The 16,533-nt window shown below is 63.1% G+C and carries 12 protein-coding genes and 3 pseudogenes; 2 read left to right on the top strand and 13 right to left on the bottom strand.

What is annotated here, in order from left to right; all coding sequences use genetic code 11:
• Positions 1-69 (top strand): annotated as a pseudogene (locus NKJ13_RS27195) (S-(hydroxymethyl)glutathione synthase); the annotation flags it as partial.
• A 35-nt stretch (positions 70-104) separates the two neighbouring features.
• Here NKJ13_RS27195 and NKJ13_RS27190 read toward each other — a convergent pair.
• Positions 105-191, bottom strand: a pseudogene (locus tag NKJ13_RS27190) (transposase); the annotation flags it as partial.
• A gap of 170 nt (positions 192-361) precedes the next feature.
• Here NKJ13_RS27190 and NKJ13_RS27185 point away from each other — a divergent pair.
• A pseudogene (locus NKJ13_RS27185) lies at positions 362-592 on the top strand (type II toxin-antitoxin system VapC family toxin); the annotation flags it as partial.
• Positions 593-606: 14 nt separating this feature from the next.
• On the opposite strand, the gene NKJ13_RS27180 reads toward NKJ13_RS27185, so the two are convergent.
• The 12 genes from NKJ13_RS27180 to NKJ13_RS27125 form a co-directional block, all read right to left on the bottom strand.
• A complete protein-coding gene (locus tag NKJ13_RS27180; protein ID WP_352706378.1) occupies positions 607-1,437 on the bottom strand; it encodes a BtpA/SgcQ family protein in 831 nt (276 codons plus the stop codon).
• Positions 1,434-2,342 carry a ribokinase gene (locus tag NKJ13_RS27175; protein ID WP_352706375.1) on the bottom strand — a complete coding sequence of 303 codons (909 nt, stop codon included), beginning with the start codon at positions 2,340-2,342 and terminating at the stop codon, positions 1,434-1,436. Before NKJ13_RS27175 ends, NKJ13_RS27180 begins: the two co-directional genes overlap by 4 nt.
• Positions 2,343-2,345: 3 nt before the next feature.
• On the bottom strand, positions 2,346-3,116 hold the full coding sequence (locus NKJ13_RS27170; protein ID WP_352706373.1) for a glutamine amidotransferase: 771 nt from the start codon (positions 3,114-3,116) through the stop codon (positions 2,346-2,348).
• A 27-nt stretch (positions 3,117-3,143) separates the two neighbouring features.
• On the bottom strand, positions 3,144-4,232 hold the full coding sequence (locus NKJ13_RS27165) for a phosphotriesterase family protein (RefSeq protein WP_352778858.1): 1,089 nt from the start codon (positions 4,230-4,232) through the stop codon (positions 3,144-3,146).
• 4 nt (positions 4,233-4,236) lie between these two features.
• Positions 4,237-5,241 (bottom strand): ABC transporter permease, encoded by a 1,005-nt coding sequence (locus tag NKJ13_RS27160; RefSeq protein ID WP_254819827.1) that lies wholly within the window; start codon positions 5,239-5,241, stop codon positions 4,237-4,239.
• Positions 5,238-6,035, bottom strand: coding sequence for an ATP-binding cassette domain-containing protein (locus tag NKJ13_RS27155; protein ID WP_352778857.1), 798 nt, complete (start codon positions 6,033-6,035; stop codon positions 5,238-5,240). Before NKJ13_RS27155 ends, NKJ13_RS27160 begins: the two co-directional genes overlap by 4 nt.
• Before the next feature lie 74 nt (positions 6,036-6,109).
• The gene (locus tag NKJ13_RS27150; protein WP_352483917.1) at positions 6,110-7,048 is read right to left on the bottom strand and encodes an ABC transporter substrate-binding protein; all 939 of its coding nucleotides are present in this window, start codon (positions 7,046-7,048) and stop codon (positions 6,110-6,112) included.
• A 116-nt stretch (positions 7,049-7,164) separates the two neighbouring features.
• The gene (locus NKJ13_RS27145; RefSeq protein WP_352778856.1) at positions 7,165-7,776 is read right to left on the bottom strand and encodes a cupin domain-containing protein; all 612 of its coding nucleotides are present in this window, start codon (positions 7,774-7,776) and stop codon (positions 7,165-7,167) included.
• A 1,378-nt stretch (positions 7,777-9,154) separates the two neighbouring features.
• On the bottom strand, positions 9,155-12,358 hold the full coding sequence (locus tag NKJ13_RS27140; protein ID WP_352778854.1) for an efflux RND transporter permease subunit: 3,204 nt from the start codon (positions 12,356-12,358) through the stop codon (positions 9,155-9,157).
• Positions 12,355-13,458, bottom strand: a complete 1,104-nt coding sequence (locus NKJ13_RS27135) for an efflux RND transporter periplasmic adaptor subunit (RefSeq protein WP_352650761.1) — start codon at positions 13,456-13,458, stop codon at positions 12,355-12,357. Before NKJ13_RS27135 ends, NKJ13_RS27140 begins: the two co-directional genes overlap by 4 nt.
• A gap of 475 nt (positions 13,459-13,933) precedes the next feature.
• Positions 13,934-15,133 (bottom strand): mandelate racemase/muconate lactonizing enzyme family protein, encoded by a 1,200-nt coding sequence (locus tag NKJ13_RS27130; protein WP_352778852.1) that lies wholly within the window; start codon positions 15,131-15,133, stop codon positions 13,934-13,936.
• A gap of 17 nt (positions 15,134-15,150) precedes the next feature.
• Positions 15,151-16,512: a mandelate racemase/muconate lactonizing enzyme family protein gene (locus tag NKJ13_RS27125; RefSeq protein ID WP_352778850.1), complete on the bottom strand. Its 1,362-nt coding sequence runs from the start codon at positions 16,510-16,512 to the stop codon at positions 15,151-15,153.
• Between the last annotated feature and the right edge of the window lie 21 nt (positions 16,513-16,533).

The following is a 16,533-nucleotide window of genomic DNA, read 5'->3' as shown; positions in this document are numbered from 1 at the left end:
CTCAATCCTGGCCTGATGGACTATATCGCCACCTGGACGGCCAAAAGATCCGGCGCGTTGCCGGCCTAGTAGCCGCTCGACCATCATCGATCGAGCCGGGCGACGCCGCCCGGCACGATCACGTGCAGGTGCGGACGGTGGGTCATCGCGGAGCCTTGCCTGTGAAGGACGGCGGTGATGCCGATACGGGGCGCCGAGAGCGTAGGCCTCGACGCCCTAGTTTTCAGGCATTGCCCATTTCAATCGCCTCGACTGCGCCATTGGCCTGCGCCCAGCGCGAAGATCGGGCACGGTCGAGGGAATGGGCAATTGGATCCCATCCTATCGGCGGAGAGATAGACACTCGAAGATCGGGCCCATTAGACTAAGTTTTATGGGCCTGATAGATAATGGCTATCATGAGCCGCCAATCACCGGCGAGCACGCCATTGCGGTGGAGGGGCTTCCACCCATCCACAAGGACCCCTTCGATCGGATCCTGATTGCTCAATCGATTGTGGAAGGCGTCACATTGCTGACCGTCGACGATCTGTTCGCGCAGTATCCTGGGTGTCCGTCGTCTCTGACCGAGGTGGCCCGAGCGGTGGGCTAGGCGGTTGAAGTGAGCTATCGCTTCAGACCACCCATGAACGCCTTTACTCGAGCAGAGTCGACCTGGTTCCACCAGACGCCGTCGTGCTTCAGCGCGCTGGCGATGATGACCCCGTCGACAATGGCGAGGATATCGTTGGCATTGTCCGGCGTCACGCCGCTTCCGACCAGCGTCGGCAGGCCGGCGGCCTGCTTGATCATGCTTATGTAGCCCAAATCCGCGGCGTGGCCGGTGCGCTGGCCGGTGGCGATGATGGCATCGGCATCGAAGAAGACCAGGTCCTTGACCAGTTCCTCCACCGGACGGTCGGCGACGATGGCATGTGCGCCGTGTTTGACATGGGCATCGGCGAAGATGCGGATGCCGTTGGCGCGCAGCCTGGCGCGATAGCGCGCTGCGCGGCCCGACTCGCCCTCGACAAAACCCTCATTGGCGACATAGGCGTTCGCCCATTGATTGACGCGGACGAAACCGGCGCCGGCAGCGCTGGCGATCGCCAAGGCCGGGATCGCGGCATTGGCCAGCACGTTGATGCCGACCGGCCTGCCGAGCTCGCGGCGGATGCGGTCGGAAACGACCGCCATATAGGCCGCCGTCTCCGGCCCGATATCGTCAGGCTTGGCGAAAGGGATGTCGCCATGGTTCTCGACGATGACGCCGTCGCAGCCGCCGTCGAGATAGGCTTTAGCGTCATCGAGCCCGCGCTGGTAGATCACCTCCACGGCCTCGCCGTCATAGCGCGGCGCGCCGGGCAGGGGCGCCAGGTGAACGACGCCGATCACTACCTTGGTGCGGCCGAAAAGGTGGAAGAGTGCGTCGCCGCCGGATTGGCCGATCTGGGTCATGAGAGCTCCATTTGATCGATGAGCACCGCCATCTCGGAGGCGGAAGGACAGGATGCCAGCGTGCCCGGCCGTGTCACGGCGATTGCGGCGGCCGCCAGCGCAAGCTCCAGCGCCGAGGTAACCAACATGCCCCGAGCAAGCCCGCCGGCGAGACAGCCGCAGAACACATCGCCGGCGCCGCTGGTGTCGAGCGCCTCGACCTGCGGCGCCGGCAAACGAAGCGGCTCTTCCTGGCCCGGGCCAAGCACCAGACAGCCTGCGGCGCCGAGCGTGATGACGACGGTGCCTGCACCTTTGGCTACCAGCGCGCCGGCGGCTGCTATCATGTCATCCCGGCCGGTCAGGGTTTTCGCCTCGGATTGGTTGACAACCAAAAACTCCGCCAGGCCAAGATCGGGAACGGATGCCGCATCGATCGGGCTGGCGTTGAGAACGGTGCGTGCGCCGTTTTCCTTTGCTGCTCTGAGGCTGGCATCGGTCGCGGCGGCACGCAAATTTCCCTGGCAGACGAGGATGTCGCCGGGAGCGATCCAGCGGACAAGTGCTGTTTGCGCCACCGGATCGAACGCGTCGCTGCAGGCAACGCCGCTGACAATGAAATTCTCGCCGCCTCGATCGACGACGATGGTCGAGCGGTCGCTCGGCAGCTCGAATTCGCTGACCTCGAGGTCTGACAGTTCGCTGTTGAGGCGGCTCCTGATCCATGTGCCTTCGCGGTCCTTGCCGAGCGCCGTCCAGAACGTCACCTCTGCACCAGTCCGCGCTGCTGCGACCGCCTGGTTGGCGCCCTTGCCGCCGAGCCCGTCGGCATAGCTCACGGCATTCAAAGTCTCGCCCGCGGCAGGGAGGCGGCCGACGCGAAACATGGTATCGATGCAGGCATTGCCGACGACGTGGACATGCATGGCTCAGCTCTCGCCGGTCGCCCAACCCAGCATCTGTTCGAACAGGGTCTTGTAGCCTGGCCAGGCGATGAACTGCGGCGGCAGCCAATGCGGCCCGACATCGGATGTCCAGGCCACGGTGCGGCCCTTGCCGTAATGGCCGGTGACAAGCAGCGGCAGCGAACCATAATCCGACGATACGCTGGCCAGAACTTCCACATCGTCCTTCAGTGTCACCTCGTTGAAGCCGAGCAGGATCGGCCAGTCCGAACCGAGGCCCCTGAGGATAGGATGTGTCGACCCTGGTTTCGGTACCGGGGCAAAGCCTTCGGGAACCTCGACGCGGTCGTCGTAGGCCAGGCAGTTCACCGGCAGCACGTCCTCGATCGGCGTCTTGCGGTAGCGCGCGCCGCCATTGATGCCCTGGAAGCTGTAATAACCGCCGAACATCAACAGACCGCCGCCGTCGCTGACGTAATTGCGGAGCAGGCGCAGGCGGTTCGGCGTCGGCTTGGAGTGGACCCAGGTGTCGGGATGTAGCAGCAGGGTGTTGGCGCCAATGTCGGAGAGCACGACCGCGTCATAGGCCGACAGCGCCTCCATCGTCTGAGGAAAGCCACGCTGCGCCTCATGCGCCGGCATGAAGGTGACGTCGAAATCGGTCGCCTTGAGCGCGCCCAGCAATTCGTCGGCGCCGGTGTGATAGGTGACAGTCGGGAACTGGTCGAAACCCTTGATGTGGGTCGCGGTCGACACCCAGGATTCGCCGGCAAGCAGGATCTTCTTCTTGGACATTTGAACTCCCGTGTAGTTCCAGGCCGCTTAGAGCCGCGCGAATACGCTTTTCGGATTGGCGATCAGCATGCGGTCGATGGCCGCCTGCTCGACGCCGTGGCGTTTCAGACGCGGTATGAAATGCTTCAGGATATAGCCATAGCCGAAGCCGCCGAAGCGCGTCAGCATGATCTTGAGGAACACATCCTGCGACAATAGCAGGCGGTCGCCGAAGCCGGCCTCGACAAGGGCGGCGATGGCGCGTGCGTTCTCCTCGTCGGAGGGCGATTGCGCGTCCTGGTCGGCATAATAATAGTCCATGCCGATCATGTCGTATTCGAGGAACGCGCCGCGCCGGGCGAGGCTTTTCTGGTAATCGGGATCGTCGTGGCTCGGGTTCATGTGGCAGAGCACCGTGTGGCGGAGATCGGCGCCCTCGGCCTCGACGATATCGAGGACGTCGTGCGCCAGCCGCTCCCAGCCAGGCAGATGGATCGACAGCGGCACCCCGGTGATGCGCGAAGCGCGCGCCGAAGCTCGCAGCGACTTGCGTTCCTCGGCGGTGAAATCCTTGCTGACGCCGACCTCGCCGATCAGCCCGGCCATGATCGGCGGCTGCGTCTCGCCGCCGCCGACATCGTTGACGATGAACTCGGTCACGGCGTCGACATCCATGGCCTTCAGCCATTCGGGATGGGTATGCTCGAGATAGAACCCGGTGCCCATGACGATCTTGAGGCCGGACATGCGGCTGATGCGGGCGAGCTTTTCGGGGTCACGGCCGATGCCGATATTGGTGGCGTCGACGACGGTGTGGCCGCCCAGCGCGCGATAGCGCTGCAGTTCCGACAACGCCAGGTCGGCGTCGTCGAGCGAGACATTGTCGCGGTTGACGTAAGGGTTCATGCGCAATTCGCCGATGATCTCGATGTTCACCGGCTGCTCGGCGATCGCTATGTCATCGGGATGGCAGGGGCATTTCCAGCTGCGTGCGCCGTCGAGCAGTATGTGCTCGTGCATGAGCGTTATCCCCATGTCCTCGACCGGAACCGGGCCGAGCACGGTCATCACTTGGCCGGTTTCGACCCCGATTGGCAACCGCTGCCTGGGCGCTGCGTCATCGAACAGACCACTCATCGGCTCAACGGCTCCGCACGGCGCCGCGGAACAGGCGGAAGTTCAGCCAGATGGCGATCAGGATGATCGTTCCGGTGACGATCGGCGTCAGGAAGGGCGACAGATGCGCCAGGATCAGGCCGTTGCCGATGACGGCGACGGTCAGCGCGCCGAGCACCGTGCCGATGATCGTTCCACGGCCGCCGAACAGGCTGGTGCCGCCGAGCACGACGGCGGCGATGACTTCCAGCTCGAAACCCTGTCCGGCATTTGAAGATCCCGATCCGAGCCGGGCAGCAATGATGATGCCGGCAAGGGCCGCCGCGGTGGCGGAAATCACATAGACGAAGAGCGTCGTCTGCCGCGTGTTGACGCCGGCACGCCGCACCGCCTCGGCGTTGGCGCCGATGCCGGTGACATAGCGGCCGAACGGCGTCTCGTTGAAGGCGAGATAGGCGATCGCCAGGATCGCCAGCGCGATCAGCGCCGGCACCGGCACGCCAAGGAACCAGGCGCGGCCCAGCACGGTGAAAGCGCTTCCGGGCTCGATCGGGATGGAATAGCCGCCGGTGATCAGCAGCGCCACGCCCCGGATCACCGAAAGCCCGGCAAGCGTGACGATGAAGGACGGGATGCCCTCATAGGCGACGAAATAGCCCTGCACCGCGCCAAGCAGGGCACCGAGCGCGAGCATGACGAGGATAACGACTGGCCACGGCAGGCCAAACTGCAAAAGTGTCGCCGACAGCGTCGCCACCAGCGCCAGCACGGAGCCGACCGAAAGATCGATGCCGCCGGTGGTGATGACGAAAGTCATTGCCGCGGCAACGATCAGCAGCGGCGCCGACTGCCGCAGGATGTTCAACAGATTGGGCGATGTCAGAAACGCGTCGGTCGCAACCGAGAAGATGATGCAGACGACCAGAAAGAACAGCGCGATCGAGACGACACTGCCATTGGCGAGGAGCGCATCGCGCCAGGTGCCCTTGCGTACACGTGAGGGCTGGGCGGCGTGGATCGCGTCGCTCATGCCGGCGCTCCACCGCGGTAGCCGTTGGTGGCGGAACGCGCATTGAACTTGCGGCCGACGATCAGATTGACCACGTCCTCGATGTTGGTCTCGCCGATCAGCCGCTCGGCTACGTTGCGCCCTTCGTACATGACCTGGATGCGGTCGCAGACGAGGAACAGATCCTGGAGCCGGTGGGTGATCAGGATGACGCTGACACCGCGCGCACTGACCGCGCGGATCAGTTCGAGCACCGCTTCGACTTCGGCCACGGCAAGCGCTGCCGTCGGCTCGTCCATGATCAGCACGGCCGGCTCGAACGAGGCGGCACGGCCGATCGCGATCGACTGGCGCTGCCCGCCGGAGAGGTTTTCGACCTTGAGTCGCGTGTCGGCAATGACGATGCCGAGCCGATCGAGCATCTGGCGCGTCTCGTCATGCATGCGCTTTTTGTCGAGAAAGGAAATGCCTGCGATGCGGCGGCGCGGCTCGCGGCCGAGAAACAGATTGCCGGCGACGTCGACCGTGTCGCACAGCGACAGGTCCTGGTAGACCATCTCGACGCGCGCCGCACGTGCGTCCGCCGGCGAGCTGAAGATCACCGGCTTGCCGTCGATTTCGATGGTGCCGGCGTCGGGAACCACTGCCCCCGACAGCACCTTGCTCAATGTCGACTTGCCGGCGCCATTGTCGCCGACCAGCCCCAGCACCTCGCCCGGCTTCAGCGTCAGCGATACGTCATCGAGCGTCTGGATGGCGTTGTAGCGCTTTGAGATGCCGCTCATCCGCACCCGATAGGTCTGGCCACTGCTCATCTGGGATTCCACGCGATTGCAAGGTGCCCGCGGCGCAGCCCCAGGCGGCGCCGCGGCCCGGTCGCCGACGCAGTTTACTTGAACATCGCGCGGTATTGGTCGACATTCTTCTTGGTCACGATCGTCACCGGGATATTGATGATCGGATCGATTTTCTCGCCCTTCTTGAGCTTGCCCAGCGCTTCGACCGCAGCCTTGCCTTCGCCGGCTGGATCCTGCTGCACGACCGCGACCACCCAGCCGTCGTCGATGCCCTGAACGGCCTGCTTGGTCAGATCCCAGCCGAACACCTTGACGTCGCCGGTGCGGCCCTGGCTGGTCACGGCCGAAACTGCGCCGAGCAAGGCCGGCTCTCCGGTTGCATAGAGCGAGTTCATGTCCGGATTGGCGGTCATCAGGTTTTCCGAAGCGCTCAACGCGGTCTCCTGAACGTTCTGGCCGTCGACCGTGTCGAGGAAGGTGACGGCCTGGCCGCTTTCGGTCACCGCCTTCTTGAAGCCGTCGAGCCGCTGGTTCTGGATGAATGAATTGAGTGCGCCGACGATACCGATCTTGGCCTTGCCGCCCATCTCGGTCTTCACATAGTCGGCGTAGAATTTGCCGATGTCCTCGCCGGCCTTGGTGTTGTCGACGCCGATGAACGAAACATTGTCGCCGTCGGGGATCTGCGCGTCGATGGCTATGACGGGAATGCCGGCCGCCTTGGCTGCGGTGATCGCAGGCTTGACGCCGTTGACGTCGATGGCGACTAGAATGATGCCATCGACTTTCTGCGTGATGTAGTTCTCGATCGCGTCGTTCTGCGCGCTCGGCACATTATTGGCGTTGAAAATGACCAGCTTGGCGCCGGCGGCGTCGGCTGCCTTTTGCGCGCCCTCGTTGATCTGGTTGAAGAACAGGGCCTGCTGGTTGATGTTGACGAGAGCGAACGTATCGGCAAGCGCCGAGCCCATGGCTGCCGAGCCCATGGCAATGGCGGCGGCACAGCCGGCGAGAAGTTTGAACAGACGCATTTCGGTTCCCCTTGCTTGCGGACCAGACCTCGGCTGGTCCCGTTGGTGCTACAGGCACGAGGCAACCATTCAAGAGACTTGAATATTTGTCAATCCAAATGAACGCCGAGCGTTGCTCAGAAAGTCGCCGGCGTATTGACCCAGAAAATGCTGGCGCGTTCCTCGCCGATGTTGCGGTAATGATGCGGCAGCTCCGACCTGAACACGAAGGCATCACCCGTGGCGAGAGCATGGCTCTTGCCGTCGACGATCAACTCGATCCGGCCGGCGAGCACATAACCAACTTCCTCGCCGGAATGCTGGATCGGACCTTCGCTCGAGCCCTCCGCCTCGATGTGATGAATGTTGCATTGTAAGAGGTGGCCAGGCGAATATGGAATGATGCGTTCGAGCGAAATGCCTTCGCCGCGCCGTAGCGCGTCGAGCGCAATCAAAGGCCTTGCGCCCGCCCGGAATACGATCGCCTCGTCGTCGTCGACTTGCTCGAACATCCAGCCGATGTTGGTGTCGAGAACCTCGACCAGACGGTGAAGCATGGGCAGGGACGGCGAAGCCTTACCGTTCTCGATCTTGGACAGCAGGCTTTCCGAGCAATTCGCAGCCGCGGCCAGCGTCTTCAGCGTCATGCCGTGTGTTTGGCGGGCGAGGCGCAGCCGAGTTCCAAGTCTCGCGGCATTTGCGGTGGCGTCCGTTTCTGACTCTGGCCGCCGTCGATCGATCTTGTTCATCTGTTCGCCAACCATTCAACGGTCAAGGGCAACTATCGCGCGAGCAAAAGACCTCGGCTGACGATTTGCAAGTGCCGATGCGTCAAATTCGAGACTTCAGCCGCAGCTGCCGCATCCGGCGAATGCCGCTCCCGCATGAACCGTGCTGATGATCCCGCGGCAGTTATCCCCTGTCGCTTGGCTGTCCCTCGTGGTCGAAATCGCCAGCCGTTACCGCGTTTGCGTCACGTGGCGAGTGGACTTGGAACGACAATGCGGCAAGGCGGGCCACGTAGCCAATCTACACAACCACGGCCGCGCCGACACGATAAAATCTGGACTGTCCGAATTCGCGGAGTCGCCAGAAGTCACCCGCGGCCGGGCCCAATAGAGTTACACCCAGGGCGGGCAGGCTCTCGATAGCCGCGGCGTAGTCATAAAATCCCTGGGGCAGTCGCGCACGGCTTGAGCTTCGACAATTTTGAAGAAAGTCCAACAGAATTAATGGACTAGCGCCTTGCGGAAGTGAATTGCGGAAGCGGCGACCGATTAATGCTTTAGAAGTATAGATACATCTACACGAGGTGCGAAGAAGCAACGCCAATACAGCTGATTGGTTACAGCATATTTATTTTCGCATATGTGGTATTGACCGTCCGGGGATTCCTGGACACGGTCCCGTGGGATGGTGAAATTATGCGGCAAGTAAGTGTAGCCGCCGTCTACCCTGGACCGCACCGAAGACCGAGGTATGGCGCGGCAATCTGAACCGCCGCAGCACTTGAATTTGGTCTGCGGGTCAATCTTGTCTTCGTACCAATCATGGGCGTTAGCGGCTGTTGCGGCAGCGATACACATCGCCGTGAAGATGAGCCTTCGCATGGCATTCCTCAAGTATCTGGCAGGCGCTGCTCGTTGGGGTTTCCATGTATATTAGCGTTCCATTGAAAATACCATTGGCCTCCGACCGACTTAACGCAGCTCCAGCCAGCGGCGCTCGCAACGGAAGACCGCGTCGCGTCACGTCAGGACGACACTTGCGCCGAACAAAGGTCTGCTCTCGTCGCTCCGGGTTTGAAAGCCGACCATCTGCTCTGCGCCGCAATCTCGGCCATTGAGATTAGCTTGTCCGCGTTCTGAAAGCAGACACCGCAAGCGAGGACGCCGGAGGTCGCGGTTGCGCCCTTAAGCCCCGCCTGGCCGACCAGATAGAAGATCGCATTGGCCTCGCCGCCCGGCATCGTCTCGCTGGATGCGGCTGTTGGGCTGGATTGCTGGCTCAGAGCGAGCAAGGGTCTCCGCTGTACCTCGACGCCGAAGTCGCGCAGATCGTGGCCGTTGCCGCGCCGCGCCGATTTTCTGGAGTGGTAAGCCCTGCCCGACGCGGCGAATTCGTAACCTACTCGGCGGCCGTCTCCGCTGGCGCCCCTGCCGGCCCCGAAGGCTCGGCCTCGGCACGGGGCTTGCGCCGCGAAAACAGCGACCTGAGCGTGACGTAGAACACCGGCGTCAGGAAAAGGCCGACGAAGGTGACGCCGAGCATGCCGGAGAATACCGCGGTGCCGAGCGACTGGCGCATTTCTGCGCCCGGGCCCGTTGCGATCATCAGCGGCACGACGCCGAGGATGAACGAGAAGGCGGTCATCAGGATCGGCCGCAGCCTGAGCCGGCAGGCTTCGACGGCAGCCTCGGCGGCCGACAGCCCGCGTTCCTGCGCCTGCCGCGCGAATTCGACGATCAGGATCGCGTTCTTGGCGGCAAGCCCGATTAGCACGATGAGGCCGATCTGCACGAGGATGTTGTTGTCCAGCCCTCGGAACGACACGCCGAGCAACGCCGCGAGCACGCCGAGCGGCACCACCAGCACAATGGCGAACGGCAGCACCAAGCTTTCATATTGCGCCGCCAGCGCCAGGAACACGAACAGCACCGAAAGTCCGAAGATATAGAGAGCGGCATTGCCTGTGTTGCGCTCCTGATAGGCGAGCTCGGTCCATTCATAGGAGGTACCGGCCGGCAGCGTCTTTGCCGTGATCCCTTCCATCAATGCCAGCGCGTCGCCTGTGGAAACGCCGGGCGCGGCGTTGCCCTGCAGCGGCACCGAGACGTACATGTTGTAGCGCTGGACCAACGCCGGGCCGGTGGCGTCGCGGATCTCGACCAACGTGCCGAGCGGAACCAGCGCGCCGGTCGCCGAGCGCACCTTCAGTTTCAAGATGTCGGCGCGATCTATGCGGAACGCCTGGTCGGCCTGCGCCCGCACCTGGTAGACGCGCCCGAAAGCGTTGAAGTCGTTGACGTAGGCGGTGCCCAAATTGATCGACAGCGTCTCGAAGATGTTGGGGATAGGCACGTTCAGGATGCGCGCCTTGTCGCGATCGATCGCCAGGAAGAATTGCGGGCTCGACGCGGAGAAGGTGGTAAACACGCCCGTCAGCCCCGGCGTCTTGTTGGCCTTGCCGGCGATTTCGTAGGCAAGCGCCAGGACCTGTCGCATGTCGGCGCTGTTGCGCTCCTGGATCTGCAGCTTGAAGCCGCCGGCATTGCCGACGCCGCGGATCGGCGGCGGCGGCAGTGCGATAATGAAGGCTTCCTTGATGCTTTGCAGGCTGCCGAACAGATTGCCGATGACCTGGGTTGCCGACTGGTCGGCTTTCAGTCGCTCGTCAAACGGCTTGAACCTGGCGAAGATCACGCCCGCATTGCTGGCGTTGGTGAAGGTCGCGCCGGAGAAGCCGGCGAAGGCGACTGCGTAGTCGACGCCTGGCGTTTTCTGGATGATCTGCGACGCCTGCTGGATGACCGCATCGGTCCTCGACAGCGAAGCGCCGTCCGGCAACTGGACGACGACGATCGCATAGCCCTGGTCAAGCGACGGAATGAAACCGCGCGGCACCGCCTGCACCAGGTAGACCGTGGCGTAGATGAGGCCCGCGAAAACGGCCAGCATGGCGGCGATCGTTATCCACGAGCCGATCAGCACGCGGATGATGCTCGAATACCAGTGGGCGACCCTGTCGAAGCCGCGATTGAAGCCGTCGGCGAGCGCCCGTCCGAACCGCGCCAGGAAAAAGCGCGGCGGCGCCGCCGCGGCGTGGTGCGGCTTGAACAGCAGTGCGGCCAGCGCCGGCGAAAGCGTCAGCGAATTGAATGCCGAGATCGCCGTCGACACCGCGATGGTGATCGCAAACTGCAGGTAAAACTGCCCAGAAATGCCGGGGATGAAGGCTGTCGGTACGAACACGGCTATCAGCACCAGCGAGATCGCGATGACCGCGGTTCCGACTTCGTCCATGGTCAGGTGCGACGCCGGATTGGGCGCCAGCCCTCGGGCGATATTGCGCTCGACGTTCTCGACCACGACGATCGCATCGTCGACGACGATGCCGATCGCCAGAACGAGGCCGAACAGCGTCAGCATGTTGAGCGAGAAGCCGGCGGCGTAAAGCACCGCCAGCGTGCCGATCAGCGACACGGGGATCGCCACGATCGGCACGATCGCCATGCGCCACGATTGCAGGAAGACGATAATGACGATGATGACCAGCAGCATCGCCTCGAGGATTGTCTTGTAGACCTCCTGGATCGACTCGGCGACGAACTCGGTCGGATTGTAGACGATGTCGTAGCTCAGCCCCTTCGGGAAGTCGCGGGAAAGCTCCTTCATCTTGTCCTGGATCTCCGCGGCTGCGGCGAGCGCATTGGTGCCCGGCCGCTGGAAGATGGCGAGCGCCACCGCCGGTTTGCCGTTGAGATAGGAGTTGGTGACGTAATCCTTGGCGCCGAGCTCGATGCGCGCCACGTCCTGCAGCGAGATCAGGCGGCCGTCGGCGGCCGATTTGACGATCACGTATCGGAAGTCGCGTGCGTCGTTGAAGCGGCCTTGCGTGGTGACCGTGTACTGGAACGCCGTGCCGGTGCTGGTCGGCGGCGCGCCGATCGAGCCACCCGACACCTGGACGTTCTGGTCGCGCAGCGCCTGCACCACATCGCCCGAGGTCATCCCCAGGGCGGACAGTTTTTCCGGATCGAGCCAAATGCGCAGCGAATATTCGCGCTCGCCGAAGATGATGAGGTCGCCTACGCCGTCGAGTCTGAGCAGTATGTCGCGCACCCGCGAGCGGGCGTAGTTCGAGACGTAGAGCTGGTCGTAGGTATTGTCGGGCGACAGCATGTGCACGACCATCATCAGGTCGGGCGAGCTCTTGGTGGTGGTGATGCCGAGGCGTCGGACTTCTTCGGGCAGCCGCGGCTCGGCGACCGACACGCGGTTCTGCACCAGCACCTGCGCCTGGTCGAGATCGGTGCCCAGCTTGAATGTGATGGTCAGCGCCATCGCCCCGTCGCCCGACGAATAGGACGACATGTAGAGCATGCCCTCGACGCCGTTGATCTCCTGCTCGATCGGCGTTGCCACCGTCGCTGCGACCGTCTCGGCGTCGGCGCCCGGATACTGCGCGCGAACGACGATGGTCGGCGGCGCGATCTCGGGATATTGCGCGACCGGCAGCTGGGTATAAGCAATCCCGCCGAGGATCAGCAGGACGACCGAAACGACCGATGCGAAGATCGGACGGTCGACGAAGAAATGTGCGAACCTCATTGCTGCAACTCGGCGATCTCGGCCTTGGGCGGCAACGTCACCATCTCGACCTTCACCTTGGTGCCGGGCCTGGCGTGCATCAGCCCGTTGACGATGATCGTCTCGTTGCCGGTCAGGCCCCCGCGGATCACCCGGTAGCCGTCGAGAAGCGGGCCGGTGCGCACGGGCTTCGCCGACACCATCCCGGCCTCATCCACCAGGAACACGATGCGGCGATCCTGATCGGCGCCGATCGCCTCGTCGGGCACCAGCACGCCGCTATGCGGCAGCGACCCCGGCACGTTGATGCGCCCGAACATGCCTGGCTGGAGAATGCCGTCGGTGTTGGGAAACCTTGCACGCACCCGCATGGTGCCGGTCGCGTTGTCGATCCGGTTCTCGGCAAAATCGAGCTTGCCTTTGAATACCGCCTCCGTGCGGTCGGCGACGCGAACCACTACCTCGAGCCCGCCGGCGCCTTCCTGCATGCTGCCGCCGCGCTCCTTCGCGTCGCGGGCGTAGCTGAAATACAGGCGCTCATCGACGTCGAAATAGAAGTCAATCGGATCGCGCGTAACGATGGTCGTCAGCAAGGTGGAATCCGGCTGCACGAGATTGCCGACCGACACCAGCCGGCGGTCGATGCGGCCGGACAAGGGCGCCTTGATCTCGGTGAATTCCATGTTCAGGCTGGCCGTCGTCAGAGCAGCCGTCGCGCCCTGCATCTGCGCCTGCGCCGAAAGGTATTCCCGCCGGCGGTCGTCGAGCGTCGCGGTTGAGATGTTGCCGGTCTTGGCGAGTTCGTCGGCGCGATCCAGCTGCATCTTGGAGAATTCGAGCAGACTCTTGGCGACGTCCACTTGCGACTTGGCGGCATCATAAGCCGCCTGGTACGGACGCTGGTCGATGGTGAAGAGCAGGTCTCCCTTGTTGACCAGTGCGCCGTCCTGGAAGCTGACCTTGTCCAGATAGCCGCTGACGCGCGAACGGATGGCGACCTGGTCGACGGCTTCGAAGCGCCCGACGAACTCGTCGTCTTCGACGATTTCACGGACCACTGGCTTGGCCGCCGTCACCACGGGTAGCTGCTGGTCCTGCGCAAACGCAGTGCTGAAAGCCATGCCGAGCAGGAATGTCGCCGATACGGCGGCGCGGGCAAGCCAGTCGGCCGATCGACGGGGTCGCCCGCCCGCGTCGCCATGCAATTGCCCATTCTCTAGGGTGTCCATTTGCGTCCCCGCTCGCTGGACCCGGAGGCCGGTTGATCCGCTTCTACGTTCAGGCTACTCGTCGAAATCAGAGCACTGCAGTGTTGTGCATGGCAAGATGATCATTTTCCATGTGGGCTGAAATGTCCACCCTGTGGCTGCTCCGCCACCCGCGACTGGCGACGCAGATCCACCGGGCGATCCGGGATGCCATTGAGACGGGGAGCGGCTAGACCTAGGAGCAACTTTGGTGCCGTCGGGCTGAACGTCTGCAATCGGTCTTCAAACGTTAAAGCCGCCATTCCGCTATCGGGCCCCGAAACGGTCATTCCGGATGACAGGCTGCGTGAAGCGGTCCGCGCGGTGCAGGGTGGCGCAAGAACATGGTTCAGTCGAAGAAGCCCGCATCCTCTTCCCGGAGATGCTTCCTGGCTGCTTCGGCGTCGATGTCGAGGCCCAGCCCCGGCGCTTCCAGCAGGTCCACCATGCTGTCCTTCACGATCTGCGACGGCAGGCCGATTACGAGGTCCTCCCACCACGGGTCGGAGGCGCTCGGGTATTCAAACGCGATGTAGTTGGCGGGCAGGGTGGCGCAGACATTGATCAGCGCGCCGAGGCCTAGAAGGCCGTTCGCGGTGCCGTGCGGTGCCATCAGGATCGAGTGCATATAGGCGTGCTCGGCGACCCATTTGAGCTCGGCAATGCCGCCAATATCGGCCGGATCGGGACCGATGACGCGCACCGCCTGAGTTTCGATCAGCTCCTTGAAATTGTGCCGCAGATAGATCTGCTCGCCGGTATGAATTGGCGTCGAGGTGGAGGTGGTCAGCTCCCGATAGGCCTGCGGATTGACCCACGGCACATAGTCGCCGGTCAGCATGTCCTCGAGCCACATCAAATTGTACTTCTCGACCGCGCGAGCGAACTTGATCGCATCGGGCAGCATCCAGCCAGGGCCGCAGTCGAGCGCCAGGCTGACCTTGTCGCCCATCACTTCCTTCATCGCGATCACGCAGTCGAGCATGTGGTTGAAACCGCGCTCGCTGATCACGCCCTGATCCATGGCACCGTGATAGCCAGCCTTCTTCTGCGTCACGCCGTAATGGAAGCCCTCGACGGTGTCCTTCATGTTGGAGTGGAACGAGATCCCTTGCTTGATCATGAAGAAGTTCTGCGGCTGCTCCATCATCCATTTCACGTCAGCGGCGTAATCCTCCGGCCGGTCCCCCGTTCGCTTTTGGCGGATCGAGCCGTTATAGACGCGCACCTTGTCGCGCACCTTGCCGCCGAGCAGTTTGTAGGCCGGCACGCCTGCGGCCTTGCCGGCTATGTCCCACAGCGCATGCTCGATAGCGCTTACCGCCGCGCCATAGGGCTTGAAAGAGCCGCGTTGGCGGATCTTCAGCATCACCCGCTCGACGTCGGTCGGGTCCTCGCCGATCAGCGCCTCGCGGAAATGCAGCACCCAGGGTTTGAGGTAGGTCTTGGTAAACTCGACTTCGCCAAGGCCATAGAGGCCCTCGTCGGTAACGATGCGGACGATGGGATGTTTGCCGATGACGGCGCAGCGGAGGTCGGTGATCTTCATCTTCGGTTCTTTTCGCCTCAGCTCCAGGTGCGGTCCCAGGAATACTCGTTATCCCAGTGATCCGTGGGCTGCCAGATGCCGGTGACACCTGGCTGCAGATGCTGCGAGATTACCTCGTCGACGACGTCGTCAATCCCCAGGCCAGGTTTGTCCGGAACAGTGACAAAGCCGTCCTTCACGAGCGGCCTGGGAACGCCGGTGACGATATCGTCCCACCAGTCGACATCGGCAGAGTGGTATTCGAGCGCCATGAAGTTTTCGGTCGCGGTCGCCACATGTGCCGCCGCCATTGCGGCGATGGGACTTTCGGCCATATGGATGGCCATCGCGACGCCGTGGTCCTGGGCCATGTCGCCGGTCTTCTTGGTCTCGAGGATGCCTCCGCTGGTGAGCAGGTCCGGGTGGACGACCGAGACACCGCCAGTCTTGAGCAAAGGTTCGAAACCCTCCTTGAGGTAAATGTCCTCGCCCGTGCAGATCGGCACCGTGGTCGCGGCCTGCAGTTGCCGGTACTGCTCGGTGTACTGCCATGGGATCACATCCTCGAGCCAGGCCGGCACGTATTTTTCAATCCGCCTGGCGAGCCGAATTCCGTTCTGCAGCGAGATGTGGCCGACATGGTCAATGGCGAGCGGAATATCCATGCCGATCACATCGCGAACCTCGGCAATGTACTGCTCAAGCAGGTCGAGGCCCTTGTCGGAAAAGTGGAGGCCGGTAAACGGATGGGGGACGTTGTGCAAATCGTAGGCGGCATTGCGGGCGCGTCGCTCCTCAAGGGTCTTGACGGGGCCGCGGCCGGGATGGACGCGGTACCCTTCAAGTGAGCCGGCAGGGGACACGACCGCACCGGGTACATCCGCGATCTGCATCAGCCCCAGATCCATCTTGAGGAAGGTGAAGCCGAGCGCCATGCGCTGCTTGAGGCGCTTGCCGGTCTCGGTGCCGCTCGGCACGGTAGCGTCGGTGTCGCAATAGACGCGCACCTTCTCCCGAAACCGGCCGCCGAGCATCTGGTAGACGGGCACGCCGTAGGCCTTGCCGGCGAGATCCCACAACGCAATTTCGACCGCCGAGACGCCGCCGCCTTGCCGGCCGTGCCCACCAAACTGCTTGATCCGGCGAAACAGGCGGTCGATGTCACAAGGGTTCTCGCCAAGCAGCCGGCTCTTCAGCATCAGCGCGTAGGTGGCGCTGGCGCCGTCGCGCACCTCGCCAAGCCCGACGATGCCCTGGTTGGTGTAAATCTTGAGCAGGGTTGAGGTGAACGGCGCGCCGACGATTTCGGCTATCCGCATGTCGGTGATGCGAAGCTGGGATGGCTTGGAGTTCGCGTTCACCCGATTGAGCGCTTCGTCGGCGCCAGCTGTCTTTGCCATGACTTATCCTCGTTTCGGCTT

Source organism: Mesorhizobium sp. M0174 (assembly GCF_040322275.1).
In the GTDB taxonomy this organism is placed as follows: Bacteria; Pseudomonadota; Alphaproteobacteria; order Rhizobiales; family Rhizobiaceae; genus Mesorhizobium.
Note: the sequence above shows the minus strand (reverse complement) of the source record. Positions and strands in the feature narration are given on the sequence as shown.